The 13,248-nt window shown below is 44.9% G+C and carries 9 protein-coding genes; 8 read left to right on the top strand and 1 reads right to left on the bottom strand.

The features are described 5' to 3' along the window. Nucleotides 1-147 precede the first annotated feature (147 nt). The 3 genes from ftsW to ACQCV8_RS18330 all read left to right on the top strand — a co-directional run bounded on the left by ftsW (nt 148) and on the right by ACQCV8_RS18330 (nt 6,418). Nucleotides 148-1,365, top strand: coding sequence for a putative lipid II flippase FtsW (gene ftsW / locus ACQCV8_RS18340; protein ID WP_426846902.1), 1,218 nt, complete (start codon nt 148-150; stop codon nt 1,363-1,365). A 57-nt stretch (nt 1,366-1,422) separates the two neighbouring features. Continuing rightward, nucleotides 1,423-4,860 carry a pyruvate carboxylase gene (gene pyc, locus ACQCV8_RS18335; protein ID WP_426846901.1) on the top strand — a complete coding sequence of 1,146 codons (3,438 nt, stop codon included), beginning with the start codon at nt 1,423-1,425 and terminating at the stop codon, nt 4,858-4,860. Between the two features lie 133 nt (nt 4,861-4,993). Then, nucleotides 4,994-6,418, top strand: coding sequence for a cryptochrome/photolyase family protein (locus ACQCV8_RS18330; RefSeq protein WP_426846900.1), 1,425 nt, complete (start codon nt 4,994-4,996; stop codon nt 6,416-6,418). Nucleotides 6,419-6,650: 232 nt separating this feature from the next. Here the strand turns inward: ACQCV8_RS18330 and ACQCV8_RS18325 are convergent, their stop codons facing one another. After that, nucleotides 6,651-7,619 (bottom strand): COX15/CtaA family protein, encoded by a 969-nt coding sequence (locus ACQCV8_RS18325; protein WP_426846957.1) that lies wholly within the window; start codon nt 7,617-7,619, stop codon nt 6,651-6,653. Between the two features lie 482 nt (nt 7,620-8,101). On the opposite strand from ACQCV8_RS18325, the gene cyoE reads away from it, so the two are divergent. From cyoE to ctaF, 5 genes are all read left to right on the top strand, one after another. Continuing rightward, complete coding sequence (cyoE, locus tag ACQCV8_RS18320; protein ID WP_426846899.1) at nt 8,102-9,031, top strand: heme o synthase; 930 nt, start codon at nt 8,102-8,104, stop codon at nt 9,029-9,031. A gap of 167 nt (nt 9,032-9,198) precedes the next feature. Continuing rightward, complete coding sequence (coxB, locus tag ACQCV8_RS18315; protein WP_426846956.1) at nt 9,199-10,272, top strand: cytochrome c oxidase subunit II; 1,074 nt, start codon at nt 9,199-9,201, stop codon at nt 10,270-10,272. 82 nt (nt 10,273-10,354) lie between these two features. Continuing rightward, nucleotides 10,355-12,169: a cytochrome c oxidase subunit I gene (ctaD, locus tag ACQCV8_RS18310; protein WP_426846955.1), complete on the top strand. Its 1,815-nt coding sequence runs from the start codon at nt 10,355-10,357 to the stop codon at nt 12,167-12,169. Continuing rightward, nucleotides 12,169-12,789 (top strand): cytochrome c oxidase subunit III, encoded by a 621-nt coding sequence (ctaE, locus tag ACQCV8_RS18305; protein WP_426846898.1) that lies wholly within the window; start codon nt 12,169-12,171, stop codon nt 12,787-12,789. The genes ctaD and ctaE overlap by 1 nt, the downstream gene beginning before the upstream one ends. Then, complete coding sequence (ctaF, locus tag ACQCV8_RS18300; protein ID WP_426846897.1) at nt 12,790-13,122, top strand: cytochrome c oxidase subunit IVB; 333 nt, start codon at nt 12,790-12,792, stop codon at nt 13,120-13,122. It abuts the gene before it with no gap. Nucleotides 13,123-13,248: the final 126 nt, after the last annotated feature.

Here is a 13,248-nt window from a genome sequence, read left to right as displayed (position 1 = left end):
AGATGGCCAATTCCTCCATTCGTTCGTTGTGCGATGCCGCTTACCCTGATAGGATAGTTTTAAAGGCTGTGAAACGTCTTGTATTTAAATATACGGAAAATATTAAATTTTTTGAAGAATTAATTGAAAAAGTAGGGAAGAGAGTTTATGATAAGAAAAATCCTAAAATCATATGATTATACTTTGATTTTTACAGTTTTTTTGCTGTGTGTATTTGGTCTGGTGATGGTTTACAGCTCCAGCATGATTACGGCAGCAGCAAGATTTGGAACGGAAAACGATTACTTCTTCAAAAAACAGCTGATTACGGTTTGTATCGGTACCATCGCTTTTATTATGGCCGCAGCAATTCCTTACCGGGTCTTGTTAACTGACAAGCTATTAAAAATGATTATGCTTCTTTCGATTGGGCTTTTGCTGCTGCTGTTTGTATACGGCCACACGGCAGGCAACGCCCAAAGCTGGATTAAGGTTGCCGGTTTTACGATGCAGCCGGCGGAATTTGTGAAGTTGAGCATTATTATCTATCTGGCGGCTATTTATGAGAAAAAGCAGGCATACATAAATCACTTTGGACAAGCCGTTATGCCTCCGCTCATTTTTACTACAGCAATCTGTTTTTTAATCATCATCCAGCCTGATATCGGGACGGCTATGATTATTGCTTTGATTATGTCGGCAATGGTTTCAGCTTCAGGGATGAATTGGAAAAGCCTGATGAAAATTGTGCTGGCGGGACTGGCTATCCTCGCTTTATTCAGTCCCTTTATCCTTATGAACTGGGATAACTTTGCCACACCCGAGCGGGTATCAAGATTCGCAGGCTACACCGACCCGTTCAGCAACGAGGACGACGCTGGATTCCATCTGGCAAATTCTCTGTACGCGATCGGATCAGGCGGCATTACCGGTCTTGGCCTTGGGAATAGCGTACAGAAATATGGTTACCTCCCAGAGTCTCATACAGACTTTATAATGTCGATTGTTGCGGAGGAACTTGGCATTCTAGGAGTGCTTTTCGTGCTTGGTCTACTCGGCACGCTCATTTTCAGAGGGTTTTACATTGCCAGGCAGTGTGAAGACGCATTCGGTACGCTGCTGGCAGTCGGCATATCCAGTATGATCGCCATTCAGGCAGGCATTAATCTCGGCGGTCTTACCGGACTGATACCAATCACGGGTGTCACATTGCCATTCATAAGCTATGGCGGTTCTTCTATGCTTGTGTTAATGACTTCGGCAGGCCTGCTTGTCAACGTATCCATGTTTGTGAATTATCGAAAGAAGTATAAAAGCGGGGCTGTAAAGGCTCCAGTTAAAAAGGCGTCATCAGGCTTTAAAAAACCTTTGTCCAGCAAAATGTGATATACTATTATTAAAAGTGACATACTAATATAATTGCCTTAGGAGGAGAAATATCTCATGCAGACAATCCAAAAAGTGCTTGTTGCCAATCGAGGGGAAATCGCAATTAGGGTGTTCAGGGCTTGTACAGAGCTGAATATAAGGACGGTTGCCATTTATTCTAAAGAAGACGCTGGAGCCTACCACCGCTATAAAGCGGACGAAGCCTACCTCGTGGGAGAAGGCAAAAAACCGATTGATGCCTACTTGGATATCGATGGAATTATTGAAATAGCCAAGGCAAATGGCGTAGATGCCATCCACCCCGGCTATGGATTTCTTTCGGAAAATATTCATTTTGCCAGAAGATGTGAGCAGGAAGGCATTGTTTTTGTCGGACCCGAGTCAAAGCACTTAGATATGTTTGGAGATAAGGTCAAGGCAAGAAAACAGGCCGAGTCAGCAGGCATACCTGTTATTCCTGGAAGTGACGGCCCAGTTGAGACGGTGGAAGAAGTCATTCAGTTCGGGAATGAGCATGGCTACCCGTTTATCATTAAAGCTTCCCTGGGCGGAGGCGGACGGGGAATGAGAATTGTCCGTTCCAAAGCAAGCGTCAAGGAATCCTATGAGCGGGCAAAATCTGAAGCAAAAGCCGCATTTGGAAATGATGAGGTTTATGTTGAAAAGCTCATAGAAAATCCAAAGCACATTGAAGTACAGATCATCGGGGATAAAAGCGGAAACATCGTTCACTTGTACGAACGTGACTGCTCTATTCAGCGCCGGCATCAAAAGGTAGTGGAGGTTGCGCCCAGCGTATCCCTTCCAGAGGAATTCCGGCTCGAGATATGCCATTCAGCTGTAAGGCTAATGGAAAAAGTAGAGTATTTGAATGCAGGCACGGTGGAATTCCTCGTCTCCGGCGATGACTTTTATTTTATTGAAGTAAATCCGCGTGTTCAGGTTGAACATACCATTACGGAGATGATTACAGGGATCGATATCGTGCAGACGCAGCTAATGGTTGCTGAGGGGATGGATCTCCACAGCAAAGAAATCGGCATTCCTTCCCAGGAGCATATACATACGAACGGGTACGCAATACAATCCCGTGTAACAACTGAAGATCCCTTAAACAACTTTATGCCGGATACCGGGAAGATCATGGCGTACCGGACAGGCGGAGGATTCGGCGTTCGTCTTGATGCAGGGAACGGCTTCCAGGGCGCAGTTATCACTCCTTACTATGACTCATTATTGGTGAAGCTTTCCACATGGGCTTTAACGTTTGAACAGGCTGCAGCCAAAATGGTCCGTAATTTAAAAGAGTTCCGTATCCGCGGCATCAAAACGAACATTCCTTTCCTCGAAAACGTTGTAAAGCATGAACAGTTTTTGAGCGGACAATATGATACCACCTTTATTGACAGTTCACCTGAGCTTTTCATTTTCCCTAAAAAGAAAGACAGGGGAACGAAAATGCTCAGCTATATCGGCAATGTTACGGTTAATGGGTTTCCTGGGATTGGCAAGAAAAAGAAACCGGTCTTTGAAAAACCGCCTGTTCCTGGGATCAGCCTGCTGGACGACTATCCACGCGGCACAAAAAACATACTGGAAGAACGCGGAGCAGATGGGCTCGTTAGCTGGATTAAAGATCAGCATCAGGTTCTTTTGACCGATACGACGTTCCGGGATGCTCATCAGTCGCTTCTTGCCACCCGTTTAAGAACAGCCGATATAAAAAGAATTGCCGAACCGACTGCGAAGCTTTTGCCTGAGCTTTTCTCACTGGAAATGTGGGGCGGTGCTACATTTGATGTAGCCTACCGATTTCTTAAGGAAGATCCATGGGACCGTCTGCTGACCGTCAGAAAACAAGCACCCAATGTTCTGCTTCAAATGCTGCTTCGGGCTTCCAATGCCGTTGGCTATAAAAATTATCCGGACAATGTAATCAAAGAGTTTGTTGAAAAATCATCAAACGCCGGCATTGATGTATTCCGGATATTTGACAGCCTCAACTGGGTCAAAGGCATGACCCTGGCAATCGATGCGGTGCGGGACAGCGGAAAGCTAGCGGAGGCGGCAATTTGCTACACAGGGGATATTCTTGATCCATCACGCAGAAAGTACGATCTGCAATACTATAAAGAAATGGCGAAAGAGCTTGAACAGTCAGGTGCGCATATCCTTGCTATTAAAGATATGGCCGGTTTGCTGAAGCCTCAGGCTGCCTACGATTTGATTTCTGCTTTAAAAGAAACAGTGGACATTCCAATCCATCTCCATACGCATGATACGAGCGGGAATGGGACCTTTATGTACGCAAAAGCTGCTGAAGCAGGCGTAGATATTGTCGATGTAGCCGTGAGCTCGATGGCAGGCCTGACCTCACAGCCGAGTGCAAGCACCTTCTATTATGCTCTTGCCGGAATGGATAGGCAGCCAAAGCTGGATGTTGAGGTTCTGGAGCAGCTTTCCCATTACTGGGAGGGTATCAGAAAATACTATCAGGATTTCGAAAGCGGTATGATTTCTCCTCATACTGAGGTTTACCAGCATGAAATGCCGGGAGGTCAGTACAGCAATCTGCAGCAGCAGGCAAAGGCAGTCGGTCTCGGTGACCGCTGGAATGAAGTGAAGGAAATGTATCAGCGGGTGAACGAACTTTTCGGCGACATAGTAAAGGTCACTCCTTCTTCTAAAGTGGTCGGGGATATGGCATTGTTTATGGTCCAGAATAATCTGACCGAAGACGATGTCTATGAGCGTGGCGAATCACTCGATTTCCCTGATTCGGTAGTGGAGATGTTCGAAGGATATCTCGGACAGCCTCACGGCGGCTTTCCTAAAGAGCTGCAGCGAATAATTCTTAAAGGGAGAGAGCCAATAGGGGTAAGGCCAGGCGAATTGCTTAAACCTGTTGATTTTGACAGAAGCAAAGAGGAATTATTCCAAACCTTGAACAGACCTGTTACAAGCTTTGAAGCAATTGCACATGCACTGTATCCTAAGGTGTTTCTCGAATATGCGAAAACATTTGAGCAGTTTGGGGATGTTTCTGTACTGGATACTCCGACTTTCCTCTATGGCATGAGACTTGGAGAAGAAGTTGAGGTCGTGATCGAACACGGAAAGACACTGATCGTTAAGCTCGTGTCCATCGGTGAACCCCAAGCAGATGGGACAAGGGTCGTTTATTTTGAACTCAATGGACAGCCGCGCGAAGTAGTCATTAAAGATGAAAGCATTAAATCAGCCGTTGCTGCAAAAGCAAAGGCAGATCACGCGAATCAGGAACATATCGGTGCTTCTATGCCTGGTACAGTGATAAAAGTACTGGTGCAAAAAGGCGAGAAAGTCAATAAAGGGGATCACCTGATGATTACCGAAGCGATGAAAATGGAAACAACCGTTCAGGCACCGTACACCGGCACTGTAAAAGATATACATGTTGGAAATGGGGAAGCAATCCAAACCGGAGACCTATTAATAGAGCTATCCCACTAACTAACAAAAGAGCAGTCCTTAGGGGCTGCTCTTTTGCTGTAAGTTCCTCAGCACATCCAATCTATGTTCTTTTTAATGATTCCGTTACAATCTTTCCAATAAGGGAATGCATATGGAGAAAGGAGGAGGAGCAGTGGGAAGTGTTATCGTCTGGTTTCGGAGAGACTTCCGGTTTCAAGATAATAAAGCCTTGTCAGAAGCCTTATCTTACTGTAAAAAACATCATTTCGAACTAATATTTACCTTTCACTTAAACCGGAAATTTTTAAATGAAAGCAACAGCCTTCGCCATCAATTTTTTATGGCGACAATGCTGGACTTTGCAAAGAGATGCCGAAAGCTCGGAACAGAGCTCCAGGTGGTGGAAGGTGAGCCGGAAAAGGCATTTCAGCATCTTCTGTCCAAGCATAATGATGCAAAAGCTGTATATTTTAATCAAGATGAAGCGGGTTATGGCAAGGAACGGGATGAGCGCATAACCAGCTGGCTGGATGAAAAAGGAATTCATGTCTATTCTTTTCAGGATGCATACATACATGGTCCAAATGAAATTAGGAAAAAAGACGGTACGGTGTATAAAGTATTTTCCCCCTACTACAAAGCCTGGAAAAAACTTGACAAACCTGTGAGTGAAAAATTGTCATTTGATGAACTGGGCAAGTTTACCAGGAAAGCGGAGCCCTTTTCAAAAAATGCGATGAAAGATGCCGAAAAGCTATCTAAAGGATTTGATGAACAGGATTGGGAGATTGGTGAGAAAGCAGCAAGGGAGAGAATGAAGAAATTCATCGATCAATCCCTTGAAGAATACCCTGAAGGAAGAGATATACCCGGGATCGACGGCACCAGTCTGATGTCCAGATATTTAAAGACAGGGTGTATTTCTCCCCGGACCGTCTTTTCAGCTATTCAGCAGGCAGATGCTCCAGAAGACAGCAAAGAAGCATATATCAGAGAGCTGGCATTCAGAGATTTTTATCAGATGATTTTTGCGAATTACCCGGAAACGAAAGATCAGGAATTTATCGAGGCTTACCGGTCGCTTGATTGGAATAAGGATGAGCAGAAATTTCAGGCGTGGAAGGATGGTCAGACAGGCTATCCCATTGTGGATGCGGGCATGAGGCAGCTGAACAGAGAAGGCTGGATGCACAACCGCCTCCGGATGATTACTGCATCTTTCCTAACTAAGGATCTGCTGATTGACTGGAGGCTCGGAGAAAACTATTTTGCTTCCAAGCTTGTCGATTACGATCCCGGATCGAATATAGGCGGCTGGCAATGGGCAGCCTCCGTCGGTACAGATGCTGTCCCTTATTTCAGAGTGTTTAATCCTGTAACGCAATCCAAACGGTTTGACAGTAAAGGAGACTATATCCGTAAATATATAAACGAGCTTGCGGATATACCTTCCAAATACATACATGAACCATGGAAAATGCCTGACAAGGACCAGAGGGAAGCGGCATGCCTGATTGGAAAAGACTACCCGGAACCAATAGTAGACCATCAAAAACAAAGAAAATTGGCAATTGAAATGTTTAAGGATGAAAAATAAAGGTTCATATTTTTAATGAAGTTTCAGAAAAGGCTTTGGTTGCCCTCAATTCTATTTTGCACTGCCGTCTCCCTCTTATTATGATTGAGCGCTAAAGCTCTGGCATATGATCCTCAGCAACTGAAAGCGTACTGCCATGTAAATGGTGAAGGATAGATCGCATCTGAGGACAGACAGAAAAAAGGACCCAGAGCATGCTCTGGGTCCTTTTTTTCCTAGTAATGACGGATCTCTATCCAGCTTCATTTGTACCGGTTTGCTTTTCTGACAGCCTCATTTGATTTGCTTTGCTTCTCGAAATGAGCAACAGGAAGTAGCTTAATACTCCGAAAAGACATGAAATAAAAATGGCATGGGCGAGCGAAATAGCGAGGTTCAGCTCGGTCAATACAATTAGTGCTCCAGACAGTGCCTGAAGGGAAACGAGTATGAAGCAAATGATCCAGCCCCAGTATACTGCTTTTTGGTGCTTGTAATGCTTGATTGCCTGCCAAGCGGCATAGGCGATCCAGATGAAGATGAGTCCGGCTGCAAGTCTGTGGCCCATTTGTACCCATTCCTGGAAACGGACTGGCATCCCGAACGCTCCCTCATTGCAGAGCGGCCAGTTAGAGCACGACAGACTGGCTCCCCGATGGCGAACATATGCCCCGGTATACACAACAATATAGCTGTAGATCAGAACGCCAAGCATGTGAAACCGCATTTTCTTGTCGATAATAAGAGAATTGGCATCAAATTTTCTGTCTACTTCGAAAATAAGCAGGGCGAGCATAAGAACGGAAGCGAATGAAATGAGAGATACGCCAAAATGAATGGCCTTCATCGCACTTGATTGTCCCCACATGACAGCTCCCGCACCAAGAAAGGCCTGAAGCAATAAGAAGACAACTGCCAGCACGGCTAAAAATTTAGTCTCTCTAATATGGCCGATCAGCCTCCAGGATGCTATGGCAAGAGCCAGTACTAAAATTCCTGCGATGCCGCTCGCGGCACGATGGCTTAACTCTATGAGCAGTTCCGGTGTAACATCACCGGGCAGCAGAACAAATTTTCCATGGCAGAGTGGCCACGATCGTCCGCACCCCATTCCAGAACCGGTTTTTGTAACTAATGCTCCGCCCAATAGGACCACAAGCATAACCAGCGTGGTAATAACCGCCAGCCATTTTAATGCAATAACACGCTTCAAATCATTCACCTTCTTATTCTTATATCGAAACAAAACATTGGATCTTAATCGTATTTTGACATAATACGTCTTTGATTGTAAGAAATAAGCGGCTAAAATACAACAGGCTCGGCCTATTGTTCACAAAACGCTTGAAAAAAGACCGGTTTATTACCATTAAAATAGAAATAAACTAGTAAATGGAAGGTGATTTCCCAGAGACAGCAAGAAGGTTATAAAAACCTGAAAAAGCCTTTATCTTCCACTATCATTTTATGTTAAAATTAAATTGCTGGATTCCTGTCTAGTTTCACACAAATCTTCACTTTGCTGACACATAATGTTCACGATTTCGCCATAAATATTTGTCGATTTATTGTTTAAATCATTTAGAGCATTTTGTTCACAAAGCACTTCCTGTATCATTATGAGTAGATTCAGGCTAAATTTTTGGTGATAAGACAGGTTTTGGATGCCGGATAAGTGGCATCAACAGCAAAGGAGGATGTATTATGCCGAATACGAGGACAGCTGCCGAAACAGCAATGAGCGAACACGGTCCTCATGAGATCACTAAGGCTTCCGCCTGGAAGGACTTCCTGGCTCTCATAAAAATAGGAATTGTAAATTCGAATATGATCACTGCATTCGCGGGATTGTGGCTTGCATTTTATTTCAGCGGCCAGAGCTTTCTGGCGTCGCTGGATACAGTGGTATTTGCGCTCGTTGGTTCTGCGCTTGTCATGGCAGGCTCTTGTGCAGTAAACAATTATTACGACCGGGATATTGATCCCATTATGGAAAGAACGAAAAACCGCCCTACCGTTACAGGAAAGTATGAACCGAATCAGGCGCTATGGATTGGAATTTTTCTGATTGCTCTTGGTATGGCGGCTTTGATGATGACAACCATGATGGCTGCCGTAATCGGCGCAATCGGTGTCTTTTCGTATGTCTTTCTGTACACGATGTGGTCTAAAAGAAGGTATACGATCAACACTGTCATCGGAAGCCTTCCCGGAGCAGTTCCTCCGCTGATTGGCTGGACTGCTGTAGATCCGAATCTTACGGTGCAGGCCATGGTACTGTTTATGATCATGTTTATATGGCAGCCGCCGCATTTTCTTGCCCTTGCAATGAAAAGAGTGGATGAATATAAGGCAGCCAACATTCCAATGCTTCCGGCCGTACGCGGTTTTGCCATGACGAAAAGACAGATGATGGTCTGGGTCGCATGCCTTCTTCCACTTCCATTTTATCTGTATGATCTGGGAACAGGATTTCTGATTTTAGCTACCGCCCTGAATGCGGGCTGGATTGTACTGGCACTCTCCGGCTTCAAGATGAAGGATGATCTGGTTTGGGCCAAATGGATGTTTATATACTCACTCAACTATTTAACTATCCTCTTCGTATCTATGATCCTCTTCACGATCGTTTAAGCAAATGAATAAGCGTGGCAGTGTGCAGCTGCCGCGCATTATTCATCCTGATCCCTGTAAAAAATTCTTTTATTTAAAAGAATTTTCCATAAATTAATTTTTTTCAATATTCTAAAGGTTTGCAGTAGCGCATCATTAAATTACTGGAAGAGGGGTATGATTTGGGTATGAAAAAATGGCGGACAACAGGGCGTCTGTTGAGCTTATTTATTTTATCAGCGCTCATTATGGCCGGATGCGGAGAACCGTTTCTTTCTACCTTGCAGCCTGCAGGAGAAGTAGCGGAAAACCAGTTTGGGATCATGATGTTAAGCACGATTATCATGGTGGTTGTAGTAGCGGTCGTAACGGTAATTTTTTTCTATGTTATCGTACGCTTCCGAAAACGAAAAGGGGATGAAGCGAAAATCCCGGAGCAAGTGGAAGGAAATCAGCGTTTAGAAATCATTTGGACTGTTATTCCTATTTTACTTTTGCTTATCCTTGCGGTGCCAGTTGTAGCAGCAACCTTTGAACTTGCAAACGTAGAACCGATGGAAGATAAAAACCGTAAACCGGAAGATGCTTTAGTCGTGAATGTCAGAGCGAGTCTTTACTGGTGGGAGTTTGAATACCCGGACCACAAAATCATTACTAGCCAGGATTTAATTGTGCCGACAGATGAAAGGGTTTACTTTAATCTTGTAGCTTCGGATGTGAAACATTCGTTCTGGATTCCTTCAGCCGGAGGCAAAATGGATACGAATACAGAGAGTGAAAATAAGTTTTGGCTTACTTTTGACTCAGATAAGGTGAGTAAAGCCGGAGAATACCTTTACGGTAAGTGTGCTGAGCTATGCGGTCCATCACATGCATTGATGGATTTTAAAGTGAAGGCAGTACCCCGGGAAGAATTCAATCAGTGGACTGAGAAAATGAAATCGGCAAAGTCTGCACCTCAAACTGCTTTAGAAAGACAGGGAGAACAGCTTTTCCAGGAAAAGAGCTGCATCGGCTGCCATGCTGTAACCCCATCCGATGAGCGGCCTGAAGAAGTCCGGACAGCTCCGAACCTTGGGAATTTTGGCGATCGAACCAAAGTTGCCGGTATTTTGCCGAATACGGATGAAAACGTTCGAAAGTGGCTTGAAGATCCTGAAAAATACAAGCCGGGCAATACGATGACCGGAAAATATCCGGAATTAACCGGCGATGAAATTGAAGCGCTTACAGCTTACATGAATGGATTGAAAGTGGAGTAGGCATTGCTGCTATAAAGGGGGAGGGTTTGAATTGAGTACAATCGCACAAAAAAAGGGGTTTGGAGCAACGGTTTGGGATTATATGACGACCGTTGATCATAAAAAAATCGCGATTTTATATTTAATCGCAGGGGGATTTTTCTTTCTGGTTGGCGGACTTGAGGCCATGCTGATCCGTATACAGCTTGCTGTACCGGAAAACGGTTTTCTGCAGGCAGGATTATACAACGAGATTATTACGATGCATGGAACGACCATGATTTTTCTGGCTTCCATGCCCTTGCTTTTCGCATTCATGAATGCTGTCGTGCCTCTTCAGATAGGAGCGCGTGATGTGGCGTTCCCATTCCTGAACTCACTGGGATTCTGGCTTTTCTTCTTTGGGGGGATATTTCTAAACCTTAGCTGGTTCTTAGGCGGGGCTCCTGATGCAGGGTGGACGTCATACGCATCACTATCTCTTTATTCAGAAGGGCACGGCATCGATTTTTATGTGCTCGGTCTGCAGATTTCCGGGATTGGTACCTTGATTGCGGGAATTAATTTTCTCGTTACGATTATCAACATGAGAGCTCCCGGCATGACATTTATGAGAATGCCGCTCTTTACATGGACGACATTTGTAGCCTCTGCACTTATCCTATTTGCCTTTCCTGCTTTGACAGTAGGCCTTGCACTCATGATGTTTGACAGATTGTTTGATACAAACTTTTTCGTGGCAGAAAAAGGAGGGAATACGGTTATTTGGGAGCACTTATTCTGGATATTCGGACACCCTGAAGTTTACATACTCATCCTTCCTGCCTTTGGTATATTTTCTGATATTATTCCTGTATTTGCAAAGAAGAGGCTCTTTGGCTATTCTTCCATGGTATTTGCAACAGTTCTGATTGGGTTTTTAGGGTTTATGGTATGGGCACACCATATGTTCACGACTGGGCTTGGACCGATTGCTAACGCCATCTTTGCAGTCGCTACAATGGCCATTGCCGTACCAACGGGCATTAAAATATTCAACTGGCTGTTCACCATGTGGGGAGGCATAATCAGGTATTCGACTGCCATGATTTGGTCAGTGGCATTTATCCCTTCTTTCGTACTCGGGGGAGTGACAGGAGTTATGCTTGCCAGTGCTGCAGCGGATTACCAGTATCACGACAGTTACTTTGTAGTGGCTCACTTTCACTATGTCATTGTTGGCGGAGTTGTGTTCGCACTGTTTGCCGGGGCGCATTATTGGTGGCCACTGATGTTTAACAAGATCCTTAACGAAACGCTCGGGAAAATAACATTTGTATTGTTTTTCATTGGATTTCACTTAACTTTCTTTATACAGCATTTCCTCGGCCTTTACGGAATGCCGAGAAGGGTTTTCACATTTCTGCCGAACCAGGGCTGGGAAACAGGAAATCTTGTCAGTTCGATTGGAGCTGCCTTTATGGCTGCCGCAACGATTGTCCTGCTGATCAATATTGTGATGACAGCTGTGAAAGGCAAAGCCGCCGGGAAAGATCCTTGGATCGATGGAAGAACACTGGAATGGGCCGTGGAAGCTCCAACACCGGAATACAATTTTAAGCAGACACCTCTTGTACGCGGCCTTGATGCGCTTTGGGTTGAAAAAACAGCCGGCAAAAAAGGGATGACACCTGCTGAGCCTGTATCGGATATTCATATGCCGAACTCTTCAATCGTTCCGCTTGTCATGGCATTTGGTTTGTTTGTAGCTGCTTTTGGCCTGATGTACCGTACGGAAGAGCCGTGGGCCATGATTGTACTGTTCCTTGGATTTGCCATTACACTTGGGGCGATGTTCCTCCGCTCTGTTGTTGACGATCACGGATACCATATTCATAAAGAAGATTTGGAAGATGATGAAAAAGGGGTGAAGGCGTAATGCAAGCAGAAGAAAAGCTGACTGCCGAAACATTCCCGGATTCTCCCGAAAAAGCAACCCTTGAAGGGAAAAACAAGTTTGTTGGATTCTGGCTCTTCCTCGGAGGAGAGACGGTCCTGTTTGCCTCCCTATTTGCCACTTTTCTTGCTCTAAGAGAATCCCCTACGGGAGGTCCGCCGGAAGAACTGTTTGAACTGCCTATTGTTTTTATTGCTACGATGATATTATTGACGAGCAGTTTGACCAGTGTGTATGCGATGTACCATATGAAAAACTTTAACTTTAAGCAGATGCAGATCTGGCTTGGCATCACCGTCCTTTTAGGAGCAGGGTTTCTTGCCCTCGAGATCTACGAATTTTACCATTACGTGTCTGAGAAAGACTTTACGATCACTACAAATGCATACAGCTCTGCATTCTACACACTTGTAGGAACGCACGGGGCTCACGTAACCTTCGGACTACTCTGGATTACGACCTTGATTATCCGGAACAATAAGCGGGGGCTCAGTCTTTATAACGCCCCAAAGTACTATGTAGCAAGTTTATACTGGCACTTTATTGACGTGGTTTGGGTATTTATTTTTACGGTTGTATATCTAATGGGGATGGTGGGATAAATGGCTCAACATCAGAACTCAGGAAATCCTAAAATCGATCTGGCCTACCGGAAAAAAAAGAATGCTGAAGACATGAAGTATCAGGTCGTTTCATTCGGTATGATGATTTTCCTCACGATCCTTGCTTTTATTGCAGTAGGCTACAAAGGAATCGAACACTGGTTCACCGTTCCGTTTATTCTGCTGCTTGCGGTGGTACAAGTGGCATTTCAGCTATATTATTTCATGCACATGAACCATAAAGGACACGAAGCTCCAGCCCTGTTCCTTTACTCAGGAGTTTTCGTAGCATTCCTAACCGTCCTAACCTTCATGACCATCATCTGGTGGTGAAAAGAAAAGCGGAGGGCGCTTGCCCAGCGCTGAGAGACGGTGGAGCTCTCGACCGAAAGGCGCATTTTGCCTTGACCGAGAGAGGGAAGCGGCCGAAGCGCTAGCGCCCGGAGCTGGACAAAAAGA

The sequence above is a fragment of the Metabacillus sp. 84 genome (genome assembly GCF_050107715.1).
Taxonomy (GTDB): Bacteria; Bacillota; Bacilli; order Bacillales; family Bacillaceae; genus Metabacillus_B.
The sequence above is the reverse complement of the archived record's forward strand: the minus strand, read 5'-3'. Positions and strand labels throughout refer to the sequence as shown.

Coding starts and splice junctions, on each gene's coding strand:
- ctaE (WP_426846898.1), top strand. CDS start 12,169: ATGCAAGCAGAAGAAAAGCTGACTGCCGAAACATTCCCGGATTCTCCC.
- ftsW (WP_426846902.1), top strand. CDS start 148: ATGATAAGAAAAATCCTAAAATCATATGATTATACTTTGATTTTTACA.
- ctaF (WP_426846897.1), top strand. CDS start 12,790: ATGGCTCAACATCAGAACTCAGGAAATCCTAAAATCGATCTGGCCTAC.
- pyc (WP_426846901.1), top strand. CDS start 1,423: ATGCAGACAATCCAAAAAGTGCTTGTTGCCAATCGAGGGGAAATCGCA.
- ctaD (WP_426846955.1), top strand. CDS start 10,355: ATGACGACCGTTGATCATAAAAAAATCGCGATTTTATATTTAATCGCA.
- coxB (WP_426846956.1), top strand. CDS start 9,199: ATGAAAAAATGGCGGACAACAGGGCGTCTGTTGAGCTTATTTATTTTA.
- cyoE (WP_426846899.1), top strand. CDS start 8,102: ATGCCGAATACGAGGACAGCTGCCGAAACAGCAATGAGCGAACACGGT.